Source organism: Kitasatospora phosalacinea (genome assembly GCF_030268885.1).
GTDB lineage: Bacteria > Actinomycetota > Actinomycetes > Streptomycetales > Streptomycetaceae > Kitasatospora > Kitasatospora phosalacinea_C.
Genome location: NZ_BSSA01000039.1, coordinates 1 through 18,602 on the forward strand (window position 1 = coordinate 1; position 18,602 = coordinate 18,602).

9 protein-coding genes are annotated in these 18,602 nt (G+C 73.8%); all 9 read left to right on the plus strand.

The genetic code is table 11. The annotated features are described in order from the left end of the window. The first annotated feature begins 540 nt into the window (after positions 1-540). The 9 genes from QSK52_RS35080 (at position 541) to QSK52_RS35120 (ending at position 18,558) form a co-directional block, all read left to right on the plus strand. On the plus strand, positions 541-1,257 hold the full coding sequence (locus tag QSK52_RS35080; RefSeq protein WP_285740308.1) for a thioesterase II family protein: 717 nt from the start codon (positions 541-543) through the stop codon (positions 1,255-1,257). A 1-nt stretch (position 1,258) separates the two neighbouring features. Further along, positions 1,259-2,083, plus strand: coding sequence for a mycofactocin-coupled SDR family oxidoreductase (locus tag QSK52_RS35085; RefSeq protein ID WP_285740309.1), 825 nt, complete (start codon positions 1,259-1,261; stop codon positions 2,081-2,083). Continuing rightward, entirely contained in the window at positions 2,080-5,046 is a 2,967-nt protein-coding gene (locus QSK52_RS35090) for a non-ribosomal peptide synthetase (RefSeq protein ID WP_285740310.1), read from the plus strand. The genes QSK52_RS35085 and QSK52_RS35090 overlap by 4 nt, the downstream gene beginning before the upstream one ends. Further along, entirely contained in the window at positions 5,043-6,299 is a 1,257-nt protein-coding gene (locus QSK52_RS35095) for an ATP-grasp domain-containing protein (RefSeq protein ID WP_285740311.1), read from the plus strand. The genes QSK52_RS35090 and QSK52_RS35095 overlap by 4 nt, the downstream gene beginning before the upstream one ends. 29 nt (positions 6,300-6,328) lie before the next feature. After that, positions 6,329-9,439, plus strand: a complete 3,111-nt coding sequence (locus QSK52_RS35100) for an amino acid adenylation domain-containing protein (RefSeq protein ID WP_285740312.1) — start codon at positions 6,329-6,331, stop codon at positions 9,437-9,439. Positions 9,440-9,465: 26 nt separating this feature from the next. Further along, entirely contained in the window at positions 9,466-14,670 is a 5,205-nt protein-coding gene (locus QSK52_RS35105) for a non-ribosomal peptide synthetase (protein ID WP_285740313.1), read from the plus strand. After that, entirely contained in the window at positions 14,667-15,905 is a 1,239-nt protein-coding gene (locus tag QSK52_RS35110; RefSeq protein ID WP_285740314.1) for a cytochrome P450, read from the plus strand. The genes QSK52_RS35105 and QSK52_RS35110 overlap by 4 nt, the downstream gene beginning before the upstream one ends. An 86-nt stretch (positions 15,906-15,991) precedes the next feature. Next, on the plus strand, positions 15,992-17,251 hold the full coding sequence (locus tag QSK52_RS35115) for an ATP-grasp domain-containing protein (RefSeq protein ID WP_285740315.1): 1,260 nt from the start codon (positions 15,992-15,994) through the stop codon (positions 17,249-17,251). Beyond that, on the plus strand, positions 17,248-18,558 hold the full coding sequence (locus QSK52_RS35120; protein ID WP_285740316.1) for an MFS transporter: 1,311 nt from the start codon (positions 17,248-17,250) through the stop codon (positions 18,556-18,558). Before QSK52_RS35115 ends, QSK52_RS35120 begins: the two co-directional genes overlap by 4 nt. Positions 18,559-18,602 lie beyond the last annotated feature (44 nt).

Consider the following 18,602-nt stretch of genomic DNA (forward strand, 5'->3'; position numbering starts at 1 on the left):
GCCATGGACGCCCCGCCGCTCCCCCCACCGGTCCCGGCGCCGCTCGCGCCGCCGGCGGGACACGCGGACCCGCCCGCCGCCACGACCGGCCCGGTTCCCGGACGGATTCCGGTGGCCGGTTCCGGCCGACACCGAGGGCCGGAAACCCCGCGGCGCATCGACGCGTCCCGTTTCCCGACGCCTCGACCGGCCGAATTCCTCCCGTCCGGCCGATTCGGCCGGACGGAGAGTTCCCCCGGCCCTGGATTTGCGCTAAGGGGCGCCGCACCTCCGCCGCACCGGAATCACCCCTCGACAGCCGCCGCGACCTGTTGCATGATCCGCTTGTCGAGCGGCGCGGGGGCTGTCTGACGGCATCACTGTCTTCTTTTGTGCGAGGTGGAATCGGCGCGCAGTCGATTTCCGGCCCAGGTGGTACGGGCCGTCTTTCTCGTCAGGGAATTGACCAATGCCGGCCGCTCTGCCGGCAGCCCGCGCACGAACACTCGTGCCGGACCGATCCCGTCAATCTTCGAACTTTCCCACGGAGCCGAGAGCCCGATGCTTCCTGCCACGCCTCTGTTGTGCCTGCCCTTCGCCGGAGCAGGCGCCAGCTTCTACATGCCCTGGCGCTCACTCGGCGTCGAGGGCGTCGACGTCCGGCCCCTGCAACTGCCGGGCCGCGAGCGCCTGGTCGACCAGGAGCCGTACACCAACGTGCAGGACGCGGCCGACGGTCTGCTCGCCGCCGCCCTCGAAGCGGCCGGAGAGGGCCCGGTGGCCGTCTTCGGCCACAGCCTCGGCGGGATCCTCGCGTACGAACTGGCTCACCGGATCGCCGACCACGGAACCAATGAACTGGTCCACCTGTTCGTGAGCGGATCGCAGGGGCCCTGGAACGGCCGGTCGGAGCGTGCGACCGGACTGGACGACGACGCGTTCCTGGCCCGCGTCCAGGAGTTCGCCGGCTACACCCACCCGGCCTTCGACATCCCGGAGATGCGGGAACTGCTGCTCCCCGCGCTCCGGGCCGACGTGGAGATGCACGAGGCCTACGTGCCCACCTCCGACCGCAAGCTCGCCGCGCCCATCACCTCGATCCGCGGCGTCGACGACCACCTGGTCTCGGCCGACGCGGCCGACCACTGGCGCGACGCGACCACCGAGACGTTCACCGCCGTGGACGTGCCCGGTGACCACATGTACCTCGACGCGGACGCCGAGTCCCTGCTCGAACTGATCGCCTCGCGGCTCCGGCCCGCGGCTACGGAGAGCTGACGTGCGACTTTCCCAGAAGACCGCCCTCGTCACCGGAGCGGCCCGCGGCCTCGGCCGCGCCTGCGCCCTGAGGTTCGCCGAGGAAGGCGCCGACCTCGTGCTGCTCGACGTGGCCGCGGACATCGCCGACGTGCCCTACCCGCTCGGCACCCCGGACCAGCTGGAGGCGACCGCACGGCTGTGCCGCGAGCGCGGCGCCTCCGTGCTGGCCGCCCGGGCGGACGTGCGGCAGCAGAAGGACGTCGACGCCGTCGTGGCCGACGCCCTCGACCGGTTCGGCCGGATCGACGTCCTCGTCAACAACGCCGGGATCGCGGCCCCCTCGGGCAAGGCCGTCCACGAGATCACCGAGGACGAGTGGGGCGTCATGCTGGACGTCGACCTCTCGGGCGCCTGGCGGACGATCAAGGCCGTGGTCCCGTCCATGGCGAAGCAGCGCTCCGGCAGCATCGTGAACATCTCCTCCACGGCGGGCCTCGTGGGCTACCGCTACTTCGCCGGCTACGTCGCCGCGAAGCACGGTCTGATCGGGCTGACCAGGGCGGCGGCGCTCGACTACGCCGCCCTGCAGATCCGCGTCAACGCCCTGTGCCCCGGTCAGGTCCGCGAGGAGCCGACCCTCGAAGGCCGGATGCTCTCGGAGGTCGCCCGCTCGCTCGGCGTCGCGCCCGAGGACCAGGAGACCGCCTTCCTCGAGTCCCAGCCGATGAACGCGCTGGTCAACCCCGAGGACGTCTCGTCGGCCGCCCTGTGGCTCGCCAGCGACGACGCCCGCCAGGTGACCGGGAGCGTCGTCACCGTCGACGGCGGATTCAGCACGCGATGAGCGCACCCGACCACACGACCGCGCCCACCGCCCGCACCAGCCAGGAGACCAGCATGTCCACCCGGATCAGCCCGCCCCCGACGGCCGGACCCGGCAGCGCGGCCGCCTTCTTCGCGGGGACGACCTTCGACGCGAGGCCCGCCCGCGCGTGCCACGGCCTCGTCCGCCGGATGCCCGAAGGACTCACCGCCGACCGGATCGCCGAACGGCTGGCCGCCGCCCAGGAGAGCGGTGCGCTCCCCGCGGACCTCCGCCTGTGGGTCGAGGACGTGGCCACGGCCGCCGCCGACCCGGCCTCCGAGGCGCTGCGCGTCCGTGAGGCCTCCCGGGCGACCCGGCACGACGGCCGCCTGCGCGCGGTCCTGCTGTCCTACGCCGACGGCGTGGTCGACCTGGTCCTCGTCGCCCACCGCCGTGCCGCGGACAGCGCCGGACTCGACCTCGTCGGCCGGATCCTGGCCGGTGCCGCGGACGACACCGAGCGGCTGACCCTCCCCGGCGACCTGCCGCGCCACACCGCGGCGGACGCCGCGCCGCCGGCCTGGGGCATGGGCGACCCGCGGCGCACGGGTGTCACGGGCGCGGTGCGGATCGGTCCCGTGGCGATCGCCCCGCAGTCCGCCGCCCCCGTCCTGCTCGCCGCCACCGCCCTCCTGCTGGCCCGCTACGCGGATCGGGACCGGACCGTCGGCCTGCTCGCCGTCGACCGCGCGGACCGCGACCGGTTCGCCGCGGTGGACCTGCCGGTCGACGACGGCACCCCCCTCGTCGACCTGGTCCGGCACGCCGAGAACGCCCTCGCCTCCGCCGCGCCCGTCAGTGCCGACCGGCCCGTTCCCGCCGTGGGCATCGTGGTGCTGTCCGAGCAGGACGAGGGCTACCGGCCCTTCCTGGAGCTGCCGTTCCCGGTGACCTTCACCTGGGACCCGCGGCGGGACGGCACCCACGTCGGCCGACTCGACTACGACGAGGCCGCGCTGCACCCCGAGGCGGCCGAGCAACTGGCCCGGCACGTCGGCCGCCTGACGGCCCTCGTCGGCGCCAAGCCGGACGACGCCTTCGGCGACCGGACCCCGGTGAGCGGGGACGTCGAGCTGATGACCGACGAGGAGCGCGCGGCCCTCCTGGACCTCGGACGGCCGCAGCCCGCGCCCCTCCGGCCGGCCACCACCGTCCACGCCGCCTTCGCCCGGCGCGCCGCCGAGCGGCCCGGCGCCACGGCCCTGTCCGACGCCACGCGCGAGCTGACGTACGCGCAGCTCGACGAGGCGGCGACGCGGATGTCCGCCGCCCTGGCGGAACGCGGCGCCGGCCCGGGCACCTTCGTGGGCGTGTGCATGGACCGCGACACCGACCTGGTCGTCACCCTGCTCGCGGTCCTCAAGACCGGCGCCGCCTACGTCCCGATGGACCCGCGCTACCCCGTCGAGCGGTTGCGGTACACCACCGAGGACGCGGGGCTGCGCCTGGTGGTCACGACCCTCGACGAGTTCCCCGCCGCCGACGGCGTCACCGCGGTGCACCCGGGCGCGCTGACCGGATCCACGGCCGCGACCCCCGCGCCCGCCGACGACCCCGACGCGCCCGCCTACGTCATCTACACCTCCGGCTCCACCGGCAAGCCCAAGGGCGTGGTCGTGCCGCACCGCAACGTCGGCGCGCTCATGGCGGCCACCACCGAGGACATGCGGCTGGGCCCGGACGACGTCTGGACGCTCTTCCACTCCAGCTCCTTCGACTTCTCGGTCTGGGAGATCTGGGGCTGCCTCCTCACCGGCGGCCACCTCGTCGTGGTCCCGTACTGGGTCTCGCGCTCGCCCGAGGAGTTCCACGCCCTGCTGGTCCAGCGCCGCGTCACCGTGCTGAGCCAGACCCCCTCCGCCTTCGCATCGCTGCGCGACGTGCACCTGAACCAGCAGCAGTCGCTCGCCCTGCGGCTCGTGGTCTTCGGCGGCGAACCGCTGGACGTCCGCTCCCTGGAGCTGTGGTTCCGGCGCGAGCCGCACGACCGGTGCCGACTGGTGAACATGTTCGGCATCACCGAGACCACCGTGCACGTCACCACCTCGACGGTCACGCCCGTCGAGGTGGCCGCCGGGTCCCGGTCGGTGGGAACGGCCCTGCCCGGGTGGACCCTCTCGGTGCGCGACGCCCGGGGCCGCGTCCAACCCCTCGGCGTTCCCGGCGAGATCTACGTGGGCGGCGCGGGGGTGGCCGACCGCTACCTGAACCGTCCGGAGCTCACCGCCGAGCGCTTCGTCGACGACCGGCTGACCGGCGAGCGCGCCTACCGCAGCGGCGACCTGGGTCGGCTCCGCCCCGGCGGACGGCTCGACCACCTGGGCCGGATCGACGACCAGGTCAAGGTGCGGGGCTTCCGCATCGAACTCGGCGAGATCCGCTCCGTCCTGCTCGACGACCCCACGGTCTCGGCGGGCGCCGTCGTGCTGAACCAGGGCGACGGCGACGCCGCCGGGGTGCGCCTCGACGCCTACGTGGTCCTGCGGCCCTCCGGCTCGGTGGCCGAGGTCAGGCGCCGGCTGCGCGAGGTCCTCCCGGAGCACATGGTGCCGGCCACCCTCACCGCGGTGCCCGGGATACCGCTCACCGTGAACGGCAAGGTGGACAGGGCCAAGCTGCCCGAGCCCGACCAGCTCCCCGCGGCGGAGGCCGCCACCGGGGCCGCTCCCGCGGCCGAGGAGGGGGCCCCCGCGCAGGAGGGCCTCGCCGACGTGGTCCTGCGGGCCTGGCGGGCCACCCTCGGGCCCGAGGTCGGGCCCGACGACGACTTCTTCGACCTCGGCGGCAACTCGCTGCTCGCGGTGCGGCTCTCCGCGGCCCTGCGCCGGGAGGGACTGCAGTCCGTACCGCTGCGCGACCTGTACCTGCAGCCGACGGCGGCGCGCCTCGCGGAGCACCTCACGGCACGGCAGGCGGCCGAGGCCGGGACGGGGCGCCCGTGACCGGCCACGCGCGGAAGGCGCCCCGGGTCGCGGTCGTCCACGACTTCGGCTCCGCCACACCGAACGACGTCCTGGCCGCTGCCCACCGGCTCTGCGACGTGCTCTTCGTCGCGGACTTCGACCGGCCCGGCGCCGCTGCCGCCAGGCCGTCCATGCTGGCACTCGCCGAGGTGGTCGACGTCACCGGGCGCGATCCGGAGGAGCGGGTCCGGCTGCTCCGGGAGGCCGGGGTCGACGGCATCGTCACCTACAGCGAGTACCAGCTCGCCGAGACGGCCCGGCTGGCCCGGGGGCTCGGGCTTCCCCACCACGACCCCGACCTCGTCCCCGCGCTGGTCGACAAGCTGGTGCAGCGCAGGATCCTGGCCGAGGCCGGGGTCCAGGCCACCCGCTGCGCGGTGATCGGCGACGACCCGGCGCAGGCGCTCGACCTCGTCGGCGTGCCCGCCGTGATCAAGCCGCGGATCGGTGCGGGCAGCACGCACACCACCCGGGTGGACTCGGCCGAGGAGTTCCTCGACGCCGCGGCCGTCCGCCCCGACGGCATCGAGTTCGTCGCCGAGCAGATGCTGGAGGGCGACCCCGCGGTGGCCGGCGAGTTCTGGGGGGACTACGTCTCCGTGGAGTCCGTCCACACCGGCTCCACCAGCCGACAGGTCTGCGTCACCGGGAAGTTCGCCCTTGCCGAACCCTTCCGCGAAACCGGGATGCTGCTGCCGGCCACGCTCACGGAGGAGGCCGCCGCCGAGGTCCTGGCCCTGGAGGCCGCCGCGGTGCGGGCCCTGGGGATACGGCACGGCATCACCCACACCGAGATCAAGCTGACGGCCGGCGGCCCCCGCATCATCGAGGTCAACGGCCGACTGGGCGGCTACGTCCCGGAGATCCTCCGCCGGGCCACCGGGATCAACCTGGTGCGGACCGCGCTGGAGGTCGCACTCGGCAAGGAGCCCCGCATCCCGGCGGCACGCCACCGGGGCGTCACCTACCAGTTCTTCCTCACGCCGCCGGCCGTGGCGGGCACGCTCACCTCGGTCGACGGGGTGGCCGAACTCGCCGAACTCCCCGGCGTGCGCAACGTCGAGACGCACGCGGAACCGGGGCGGCTCGTGGACTGGCGCGAGGGCACCCAGAGCCACTTGGGCGTGGTCTTCGGCTCCGCCCCGGACCACGCCACCCTGCGGAAGGTCGCGGAGTCGATCACCGCCACCTTCCGCCCCGTCATCGCGCCGCCCGTCGGCGCGGGCGCCTGAGGCAGGAGCACGAGGAGATGGAACGAACGATGCAACCGACGCAGGGCTACCCGCGCGACGCCACGATCCACGAGCTGTTCCTCCGCCAGGCCCGAGCCACGCCCGACGCCCCCGCGGTGGTGAGCAGCCACGGCACGCTGACCTACCGCGACCTCGCGGAACGCTCGGCCGGACTCGCCGCCCGGATCCGCGCCCACGGGGTGCGCACCGGGGAACTCGTGGCCGTCCGCGCCGAACGCAGCCCCGAGTGGGTCGTCGCCAACCTGGCCGTCCTGCGGGCCGGAGCCGCGTATCTGCCGGTCAGCCCCGCCGAGCCGGAGCGCCGGGTGGAGTACCTGCTCGACGACGGCCGGGTGCGCCTGCTGCTGGGCGACCGCGAGGGCGAACTGCCCGGCGGCCGCGGGACCGAGATGGCGATCTGGGGCGACGGGACCCCGGCGGCCGGTGAACCGGCCGCGGTCGTCGCGGAGGACCTGGCCTACGTGATGTACACCTCCGGCAGCACCGGACGGCCCAAGGGCGTCATGGTCTGCCACCGCAACGTGGTCCGCCTGGTCCGCGGGACGGACTTCGTCGCGTTCTCCGACCGGATGCGGGTCCTGCAGACCGGTGCGGTGTCCTTCGACGCGAGCACCTTCGAACTGTGGGGCCCCCTCCTGAACGGCGGCGCGGTCGTGCTGCCCGAGGAGGACGCCGTCCTGGACGCGGGGCGGCTCGGGGCGGCCCTGCGGGAGCACGGGATCACCACGCTGTGGCTCACCTCGCCGCTCTTCAACCGGCTCGCCCGGCAGGACCCCACCGCGTTCGCCCCGCTGACCGACCTCGTCGTCGGCGGCGACGTGGTCGCCGGCGAGCACGTCGCCGCGGTGCTGGCCGCCTGCCCCGGGGTCCGCGTCGTCAACGGCTACGGCCCCACCGAGAACACCACCTTCTCCACCACCCACCGCATCCGCCCGGAGGAGACCGGTGGAGCGCTGCCCATCGGGCGGCCCATCGCCCACTCCACCGCCTACGTCCTCGACGCGGCGGGCGCCCCCGTCCCCCGGGGCACCGAGGGCGAGCTGTACGTCGGCGGCGACGGCGTGGCGCTCGGCTACCTGGGCCGGCCCGAACTCACCGAGCGGGTCTTCCTGCCCGACCCCTTCCTGCCCGGCGGCCGCATGTACCGCACCGGGGACCTCGCGCGACAGCGGCCGGACGGGACCATCGAGTTCCTCGGCCGCGCCGACGGCCAGGTGAAGATCCGGGGCTACCGGATCGAGCCGGGGGAGGTCGAGTCCGCACTGCGCGGCCACCCCTCCGTCGGGGAGGCCGTGGTCGTACCGCGGGTGCGCGAGGGCGGGGACGCCACGGACCGCTACCTCGCCGCCTACTTCACGGCACTCGAACCGCTCGACGTCCGCGAGGTGCGCGAGTACCTGGCGGAGCGGCTCCCGCGCCACCTGGTCCCCGGCCACCTCGTCGTGCTCGACGCCCTCCCGCTGACCGTCCACGGCAAGGTCGACCGGTCGGCGCTGCCCGACCCGGCCGACCTGCACGACCTGCCGGTGGAGCACGTGCCGCCGCGGGATCCCGTCGAGGAGCGGCTGGTGGCGATCTGGGAGCGCACGCTGCCCGGTGCCACCGTGGGCGTGCTCGACTCGGCGTTCGACCACGGCGTCGACTCCCTGGTGGCAGCCGGTCTCGCGACCGCCATCGGTGCGGAGTTCCACCTCCCGGTGACCGTCGCGGACATCTTCCGCAACCCGACCGTCGAGGACCTCGCCGTCCTGCTCGGCGAACGGGCGCCCGAGCCCCGGCCGCCCGCGGCACTGCCCGCCGCACCGCAGGCGGACCACTACCCGCTCGCGCCCCAGCAGTACCCGCTGTTCGTGGCGCAGCGCAGGGACGAGAACTCGGTCCAGTACAACGTGCCGCTGCTACTGGACCTTCCGGCCGACGTGGACGCGGCGCGGCTCGCGGACGCCTGGCGCGCCCTGGTCGGCCGGCACGAGGTCCTGCGCACCTCGTTCCTGCTGAAGGACGAACCCGTGCAGGTCGTGCACGCCGACGTCGTGGCGGAGCTGAGCCTCGCCGAGGGGGAGCCGCGGCTCGCGGAGCTCGTGCGGCCCTTCGACCCGGCCACCGCTCCGCTGGCCCGGGCGGTCCTGCACCGCTCCGGCGACCGGGCCGTGCTCTTCGTGGACCTGCACCACCTGGTGGTCGACGGGCTCTCCCTCAAGCAGCTCTTCGGCGACCTCGACGCGCTCTACCGGGGCCGGGAGCTGCCGCCGGTGGCGCACCCCTACCGGGACTACGCCCACTGGGCGGCCGCGGGGGAGGGCAAGGAGGTCGCGGAGCGGCAGCGGGCCCACTGGACGTCCGTGCTCCGCGACCGCCCCGCCCCGGCCGAACTGCCCACCGACCGGCCCCGCCCCGCGCTGCGCGACCACGCCGGTGACCTCCTGCCGTTCGGGCTGGGGACCGACCGCACCGCCGCGCTGCGCGCCTTCGCCGCGCAGCGCTCCGTCACGCTCTTCGCGCCGCTGGCCGCCGCGTACGCGGTCTTCCTGTCCCTCGCCACGGGACAGGACGACGTCACCGTCGGGGTTCCGGCGTCCGGGCGCACCGCCCCCGGCCTCGACGCGGCGGTGGGGATGTTCGTCAACACGGTGGCCCTGCGGCTGCGGCCCGCGGGGGACAAGCCGTTCGGCGTCCTCGTCGAGGAGACGGCCGTCACCGCCCGGGAGGCGTTCGCGCACCAGGACTTCCCGTACGCCGAACTCGTCCGGGAGGCCGGGGAGCCCACGCCCGGCCGCAACCCCCTCTTCGACACCCTGCTCGCCCTGCAGGCGAGCGCGCTGCAGACCGTCGACCTCCTCGGGGAGCGCGTCCTGCTCAGGCCCCGCCACACCGGGCAGGGGATGGCCGACCTGAACATGCAGGTCTTCGAGGAACAGGACGACCTGCACATCGAGTGGGAGTACTCGACGGAGCTGTTCGACCGGGCCACGGTCGCCGCCTTCCGCGACACCTTCCTCGGCGTCCTCGACCGGGCGCTCGCGCACCCGGACACGACGGTCGCCGCACTGGGACGGCCCGCCGGGTCCGCCGACACCGCCGCCACGCCGGAACTCCCCGGCATCGCCTTCGACTTCTGATCCACACGCCGAGGAGCACCTCCTTCATGAGTTCTCACCTGACCGTCGGGCAGCGGAAGATCGCCGCCTCGCAGCGGCCCGCCTCGGCTGCGTTCTGGGCCCGCCTCCTCGACGGGTCCCGCGCCACCGGCTTCCCGGCCGACCGCCCCGCCGCCGCCCGCACCGGACGCACCGCCCCCGCCGCGGTGCTCGACCTCGACCCCGCGCTGAGCGAGCGGCTGACCGCCGTCAGCCGCGGCGACGCGACCACCCTGCACACGCTGCTCACCGCGGCCGCGACCGCGCTGTTGAACGCCTACACCGGGGAGTGCGACCTGGTCGTCGGGCAACCGCCGACCCTGCCCCAGCCGCTGGCCCGGATCCTGCCGAACCGGATCGAACTGCTGGCCGACGACACCCTGAAGACCCTGCTGGGCCGTCTGAGCCGGACCACCCTGGACGTGCTCGCCCACCAGGACTACCCGGTCGAACTGACCGGCGCCGAGGTGGAGGTGGTCGTGGCGCTGGAGGGCCTGCACGCCCCGGAGGCCGTCGAGGCGGTCGCCACCGACGTGCTGTTCCACGTGCGGCGCACCGGGACCGGCTTCGCCCTGGACGTGCGGACGGAGGCGGAACGCTTCTCGGCGCAGAGCGCCACCCGTCTCGCCGCCCACTACGCGCGGCTGCTCACCGCGGCCCTGGCCGCTCCGGACAGCGCGCTCGCGGAGCTGGACCTGCGCACCGCGACGGACGCGGACGTGGTCGCCGCGGCCAACGACACCGCCGCGCCGTTCCCCGACGACGTGACCCTCCCCGAGCTCTTCGCCCGCACGGTGGCGGCCACCCCCGACGCCGTGGCCGTCGTGTCCGGCGACGCCTCCCTCACCTTCGCGGAACTCGACCGCGCCACCACCCGGCTGGCCCGCACCCTCCGGGAACGGGGCGTCGGCAGCGAGACCGTCGTCGGCGTCCTGGCCGAGCGGTCGGTCGAGATGCTCGTCGCCGTCATCGCCGTCCTGAAGGCCGGTGGCGCCTACCTGCCGCTCGACGTCTCGCTGCCGCCCGCCCGCATGACGTACATGCTCGAGGACAGCAAGGCGGCGATCGTCCTGGCGCAGGCCGACCGGGCCGCCCTGGTGCCGCCGTCCGTCACCGTGCTGGAGCTGTCCGCGGACACCTCCGAGGACCCCGGGGAGCCCCTGGGGGCGGGGTCCGCGACCGACGCCGCGTACGTCATCTACACCTCCGGCTCCACGGGCGCCCCCAAGGGCGTGGTGGTGGAGCACCGGAGCGTCGTCAACCGGCTGCACTGGATGCAGCGCGCGTACGCCATCGGTGCCGCCGACACGGTCCTGCAGAAGACGCCGGTCTCCTTCGACGTCTCGGTGTGGGAGCTGTTCTGGTGGCACATCGAGGGTGCGCGCGTCGCCCTGCTGGCACCGGGCGGCGAGCGCGAGCCGGAGGCCATCGTCGCCGCCGTCGAGCGGCACCGGGTCACCACCCTGCACTTCGTGCCGACCATGCTCGGCGCGTTCCTCGACTACGTGGCGGCCACCGGCTCCCGGGGACGCCTCACCTCGCTGCGCCGGGTCTTCGCCAGCGGCGAGGCCCTGGGCGCGCACCACGTGCGCCGCTTCGCGGAACTCCTCGGCCACGCCGAGCTGGTGAACCTCTACGGTCCCACCGAGGCGACCGTGGACGTCAGCCACCACCGCACCACCGCGGACGACACCGTGGTGCCGATCGGACTGCCCATCGACAACACCCGGCTCTACGTGCTCGACGAGCAGCGCCGCGAGCGGCCGGTGGGCCTGCCGGGCGAGCTGTACATCGCCGGCGACGGCCTGGCCCGCGGCTACCTCCACCGCGCGGAACTCACCGCCGAGCGGTTCGTGGAGAACCCCTTCGAGGGCGAGTCCCGCGCCTACCGCACCGGCGACCTCGTCCGGCGCCTGCCGGACGGATCCCTGGAGTACCTGGGCCGCAACGACTCCCAGGTGAAGCTCCGCGGCTACCGCATCGAACTCGGGGAGATCGAGCGCCGCCTCCTCGACCACCCGGGCGTCGGCGACGCCGCGGTCGTGGTGCGCACCGGCGCGGACGGCCACCAGCGACTGGTCGGCTACGCCGTGGCCGCCGGAGCCACCGGTGACCGGCCGGCCGAGCAGCAGTTGCGCGAGCACCTCGCCGGGACGCTGCCCGAGTACATGGTCCCGGCCCGCGTCGTCGTGATGGACGCCTTCCCGCTCTCGCCCAACGGCAAGCTCGACCGGGGCGCCCTGCCGGAGCCCGCCGCCGAGGCCGTCGGCCACGTCGAGCCCCGCACCGTGAGCGAGAAGGCGCTGGCGGGCCTGATCGCCGAGGTGCTCGGCCTCGACCGGGTCGGCGTGCACGACAGCTTCTTCGCGCTCGGCGGCACCTCGATCCACTTCGTCACCGTGCTGGCCGGGGCGCGCAAGCTCGGCCTCGCCTTCACCTTCCAGCAACTCTTCGCCAACCCCACCGTCGCCGCCCTGGCGGCCGTGCTGGACGAGGGCGGCACCCGGGAGGACCTGCGCCACGAGTTCGCCCCGTTCGAGCTGATCGGCGAGGAGGAGCGCAGCCGCCTGCCGGAGGACGTCGAGGACGCCTACCCGATGTCGATGCTCTCGGCGGGCACCATCTTCCAGAGCGAGATGACCCGGGGAAGCTCCCAGTACCACGACATCATCGGCTACCTGATCAACAGCTCCTTCGACGCCGGGGCGTTCACCGAGGCCGTGCGGATCCTGGTCGACCACAACCCGATCTTCCGGACGAGCTACCGGCTCAGCGGCTTCCGCGACTACCTGCAGCTCGTCCACAGGTCCGTGGACCCGCCGCCGGTGTTCATCGCCGACATCCGCCACCTCGACGACGCGGCCCAGGAGGCCTGGTACGAGGAGTGGGAACGCGAGGAGAAGGCCCACGCCTTCGACTGGGAGTACCCCGGCCTCATCCGGCTGCACGTCCACGTCCTGCGGGACGACCTCTACCGCTACAGCATCAGCCAGCACAACTCGGCGCTGGACGGCTGGAGCATCAACCTGGTGCACACCAAGCTGTTCGAGATCTACCACGCCCTGTGCAGCGACGGCACGTACACCGGCGAGCCGGTCCCCAACCACCTGCGCAACTTCATCGGCCTGGAACAGCAGTCGATCAACTCGGCGGCGGACCGCCAGTACTGGCTCGACCGGCTGGAGGACCGCCCCCGGACCGTCATCCCGCGCCTGCGACCGCGGGACGAGGAAGCGGCCTTCGACGTCGTCCTGCAGGACGTGCCGCTGCCGCGCGGGCTCTCCGACCGGATCGTCGCGCTGGCCGGACGCCTCGGCGTCCCGGTGAAGACCGTCCTGCTCGCCGCCCACATGAAGGTGCACGCCGTGGTGACCGGCGAGCGCGACGTCATGACCGGCTACGAGCACAGCGGCCGCCCGGAAGCCGCGGACGCCGAGAAGGCGTGCGGCCTCTTCCTCAACTCGGTGCCGATGCGGATGGAGCTCGTCGACGGCAGCTGGGAGGCGCTGATCCGGCAGGTCTACGACACCGAGACCTCCTTCCTCCCGCACCGCCGCTACCCCATGGCCAAGATGAAGCAGGACCTGCAGACCCAGGTGCCGCTGTTCGAGACCGTCTTCAACTTCACGCACTTCTACTCGTTGAAGAAGCTGCGCGAGCTGCCCGAGTTCTCCCTGCTGGACGTCCGCGCCGTGGCCATCACGGAGTTCCCGTTCCGCTCGGAGTTCTCCCGGCACTTCTACACCGACGAGGTGCAACTGAGCCTGCACTACCACACCGACGCGTTCGACAACGACCACATCGTGCGCATCGGCGGCTACTTCGTCGCCGCGCTCGACCGGATGACCGCCGATCCCTCGGACTCGCACGTCTCCAGGCCGCTGCTGGGCGACGAGGAGCTCGCCGCGCTGGCGGAGTTCGGCTCCCGCCCGCTGCCGACCGTGGCCGGCAGCGGGGCCCCCGCGTCCGTCGCCGTCCTCGACCCGGCGGGCCTGCCCGCGGCCATCGGCACTCCCGGCGACATCGTCCTGGTGGACGCGGACGGCACCCGTTCCGTCGTCGGCCGGGGACGCTGGCTCCCCACCGGCGTGCTGGAGCGGATCGTCGAGGACGCGACCGGGCCGGAGGCGCCCGCGGCGGCGGAGGCCGTCGAGGAGGCCGACGGCGAACTCTCCTCGGCCGCCCTGCGCGTGGCGGCGGTCTGGGGCGAGGTGCTCGGCATCGACCCCACGACCATCAGGCTCACCGACGACTTCTTCGAGCTCGGCGGCAACTCGCTGGCGGCGATGCGCGCGGTGATGATGCTCAACGGCCTGCTGACGATCAAGGACGTGATGCGCAACTCCCGGCTGGGCGAGCAGGCCGACCTGGCCGAGAAGCTCGCCCAGGACGAGGGGTCCGGCGTCCTGGTGCGGCTCACGCCCGCCGACGACCGGCCCTCGGCGACCCTCGTCTGCTTCCCCTACGGTGCCGGTCACGCGGTGCACTTCCGCCCGGTCGCCGACGCGATGCGGCGCAAGGACCCCTCCTTCGCCGTGCTGGGCGTCGAACTGCCCGGCCACGACCCCAAGTCCGGTGCCGACGAGCTGAAGCCGGTCACCGACATCGCGGCCCTGGTGGTCGAGGAGCTCCTGGGCCAGGAACGCGGCAGGATCGTCCTGTGGGGCCACTGCGTGGGCTCCGCCCTGGCCATCGAGGTGGCCCGGCTGCTGCGGGCGCGCGACGTCGCCGTGGAACACCTGTTCATCGGCGCCAAGCTGCTGTACGACGCCGCGGCCCTGCGCGAATCCATCGACTACGTCTCCTCGATGACGTACGAGGACATCAAGCACTGGCTCACCGTCGAGACCGGCTTCACGGGCTTCGACGAGCTCGGTGCCTCCTACGCCGACCTGCTGGTGCGCACCTTCCGGCACGACTCCACCAGCGCCAACGCCTACTACCTGACCGCGTACGGAGACGGCGGGAAGACCCCCGGCGCGCCGCTCGACGTGCCGACGACGGCCGTGTACGCGGCCGACGACCCGGTCACCGCCGACTTCGCGGAGCACTACCGGGACTGGGCGCCCTTCACCGGCGTCCCGCGGATGCTGGAAATGCCCGGCGGCGGCCACTACTTCACGCGCACCCGGCCGGCCAAGGTCGTCGAGATCGTCCTGGAGACGCTCGCCGTCCGGCCCGCCTCCGCCGCCCCGAACGGAGCCGAGCGATGACGACCGAAGCCCAGCGGACCGCCTTCCCGGACCTCGCCTCCCCGGCGCAGTTCGTCCCGGAACCGCCCTACCGTGCCTGGGCCGCCATGCGGGACCTGCCGGAACTCCCCTGGCAGGACCGGCCGGACGCCCCCGGCTTCCACTCGGTGACCAGGTACGACGACACGCGGACCGTCCTGCGCGACGTCGCCACGTACAGCTCCGAGTGGGGCATGACGCTCGACAGCACGCTCGGCGTCCGCGACCCCGCGGCGGGCCTGATGATCGAGCTGACCGACAAGCCCCGGCACGCCCGGCTGCGCAAGCTCGTCACCGGCGCCCTCACCCCGCAGTTCGTCCACTCGCTGACCCCGGTCATCGAGCAGCACGCCCGGCGGCTGGCCGAGGCCGCCGTGCGGCAGGGCGAGGTCGACGCGGTCAGCACCCTCACCGCCCCGATGCCGCGGCTGGCCATCGGCTCCATCCTCGGCATCCCCGAGGAGGACCGCGAGGGCGTCGCCGCGATGGCCAGCAGCGCCATCACCGGCACCGAGGCGGCGGGCGCCGCGGCCCCCACGCTGGCCGAGCGCCGCCGCTGCAGCGAGTCCGCCAACAACGACCTGCTGATGTACTTCGTCGAGATCATCGAGGGGGAACCGCACCGGCTGGACCCGAACGGCATGGTCCGCCGCCTGATGGACATCGAGATGGACGGCGAGCGCCTGACGACGGACGAGGTGCTGCTCAACTGCCTCAACCTGGCCATCGGCGGCTACGAGACCACGAAGAACGCCGTGGCGGCGGGCCTGTTCCGGCTCGCCACCACGCCGGGCGCCTGGCAGTGGCTGCGCGAGGACCACGGGCGGATCCCCGCGATGATCGAGGAGGTGCTCCGCTTCGACACCCCCGCCATGCACCTCATCCGCACGGTGACCCGGCCCGCCGTGCTCGGCGGGACCGAGCTCCAGGAGGGCGACACGGTCTGCGTCTGGCTCTCGGCGGCCAACCGCGACCCCCGGGTCTTCGAGGCGCCCGACGAGTTCCGGCCCGACCGCACGCCCAACAACCACCTGTCCTTCACCATCGGACCGCACTTCTGCCTGGGCGCCGTACTGGCCCGGCTGGAGATGCGCTCGCTCTTCACCGAGCTGCTCACGCGCGCGGAGTCGGTGGAGGCCCTGTCCGGTCTGATCCGCAGGCCGTCGAACTTCATCGCCGGAATCGACCGGTTCGACATCGCGCTGCGCCCGGCCTGATCCCACCTTCCCGGTCCGGTGCGCCCCGGAGCCCCGGCCCCGGGGCGCACCCCCGCGCCCCCAACGAGAGAGAAGAGCCAATGCAGATGGAACTCCCCGCCGGCCGGGTGGTCATGGTCGGCTTCGGCAAACTGCTGCTGAACCAGATGGAACAGTTCCTGCCGGAGAACAGCGTGGTGGTGGTCGAGGACCCCGACATCATCCGCAAGCGCGCGGTGCACGACGCCGCGGCCGACCTGCGCTGCGTCGGCTCCGTCGTCGCCGCCCCCTACCACCAGGACCTCGCCCTGGTGGCGGCCGTCGAGGAGCACCTGGCGGGAGAGCCCGTCGCCCTCGTCATCGCCGGTCTGGAGTACGGCGTCCACGGCGCGGCCGTCCTGGCCGAGCGGTTCGGGAGGCCCGGGGCGGGCGTCGGGGCCGCCGCCGTCCTCACCGACAAGCTGAGGCTCCGGGCGGCCGCTCAGGCCGGGGGGCTGCGCAACCCCGAGTGGACCGAGGTCCACGGCCCCGCGGACGCCGAGGCGTTCGCCGCCGGCGGGCCGGTCGTCCTCAAGCCCGCGAACCGGCACGCCTCGCTCGGCGTCCAGCTGCTGGAGCCGGGCGACGACATCGCCGCGGCCTGGGAGCTCACCGTGGCCGCCCAGGACGACCTGATGCTGCCCGACCGGGAGCTGGCCTGGCGCTACATGGCCGAGCGCCGCCTCCACGGTCACGAGTACAGCGTCGAGGCCCTGGTGCGCGGCGGGGACATCCTGTTCCTGAACGTCACGGACAAGCTCACCGCCGGCGGGCGCCACCCGGTGGAGCTGGGCCACGTCGTGCCGGCCGACCTACCGGCCGACGTGCAGTGCGGCTTCGAGGAGGCCATGGCGCGCTTCGTCCGGGCGATCGGGTACGACACCGGCATCCTGCACGCCGAGTGGATGCTCGACGAGGAGGGTCCGGTCCTCATCGAGTGCGCGGGCCGGGTGCCCGGTGACTCGATCACCTTCCTCCTCGACGCGGCGTACGGCGGCAACGTGATCCGCACCCTGGTGGAGCTCCTGGCCGGACGCAGCCCGAAGCTGCCCGCGGGCGCCCCGATGAGCGCCGCGATCCGTTTCCTGACCGCGCCCGCGGGCACGGTCCGGGAGGTGACGGGTGTCGAGGAGGTGCGGCAGCGGACCGGTGTGCTGCGCGCCGCCGTCACGGTGGCCCCCGGCGACCGGGTGGCGGAACTGCGCTCCTCCTGGGACCGGATCGGCGAGATCATGGTGCTCGCCGCGGGTCCGGCCCAGGCCCGGACCGCCGCCGAGGACGCCGCCGCCGCCGTCCGCATCACGGTGGACGCCGAGGACGCGCGGTGAGCGCCGGGCAGGTGCAGGACGGCCGCGCGAACCGCCTGCGCGAGAGGCTGCTGGGCCCGGCCGTCATCCGGGGGGGCGCCGCCTTCCTCGCGATCGGGCTGATCGACGCCGTCGGCACGGGCATGTACCTCGCGGGATCGGCCCTGTTCTTCACCAGGGTCGTGGGACTGACCGCTTCCCAGGTGGGCATCGGCCTCTCGGTCGCCGGCGTGCTGGGACTCGCCGCCCAGCCGGTGATCGGATGGCTGGCGGACCGCTGGACCCCGCGCAAGCTCCTGCTGTTCCTCAACCTCTACCGGGCCTCCGGCTTCATCGCCTACGTGTTCGCCGACGACTTCCTCGGCTTCCTGCTCATCGCGGCCTTCCTCGGCGTCGGCGAGCAGGCGGTGTTCCCGATCTACCAGGCCCTCGCCGAGCAACTGGCGGGCGCGGACGGGCGCGTCGCGATGATGGCGCGCATGCGCGTCGTGTTCAACGTCGGCTTCACCCTCGGCGGCCTGCTCGCCAGTGTCGCCATCGCGGTGGGCACCCGCGAGGCGTTCAGCGCGATCGTGCTGGGCAACGCGGCGTCGTTCGTCGTCGCCGCCCTGCTGCTGACCCGCTTGCGGCTGCACAACCCGGCCGCCCCGGGAGGGCAGAAGGCCGAGAAGCCGCCCCTGCGGCTGGTCGCCCTGCGTGACCTCCGCTATGTGGCCGTCGCCGGGATCAACGGCGTGCTGGTCCTCCACATCGCCCTGCTCGGCATCGGCGTGCCGTTGTGGGTCAGCGAACACACCAGCGCGCCCAAGGCGCTGGTCGGGCTGCTGCTGGTGGTCAACACCGTGCTCGCCGTCCTCTTCCAGGTCCGGGCCTCGACCGGCACCGAGAACGTCGCGGGCGGCATCCGGGCGATGCACAAGGCGGCGGCGGCCCTGGTGGGAGCCTGCGCGCTGTTCGCCCTCGCGGGCGCCGACCTGCCCGTCGCCGCGGTCGTCACCGCCCTGCTCCTCGGGCTGGTCCTGCTGACCGCGGGCGAGCTCTACCAGTCCGCGGGCGGCTGGGGGCTGTCGTACGCCCTGGCTCCGGACCGCTCCCGGGCCGAGTACCTGGCCACCTTCAACCTGGGGACGAGCGCCCAGTTCGTCCTCGGCCCCACCGTCGTCACCGTCGGGGTGATCGGCAGCGGGACCGCGGGCTGGGGGGTGCTCGGCGTCGTCTTCCTGCTCGCCGGCGCGCTGGTCGGCCCGCTCGCCAGGGCCGCCGCGAAGCGGCCCGCGCTGCGCACCGAGGACCTGCCGGCGGAGACCGCCGCGGCAAGCACCGCCTGACGGCGAGGACGTCCACGAGCGCCTCCCGGCAGGCCCGGCCCCGC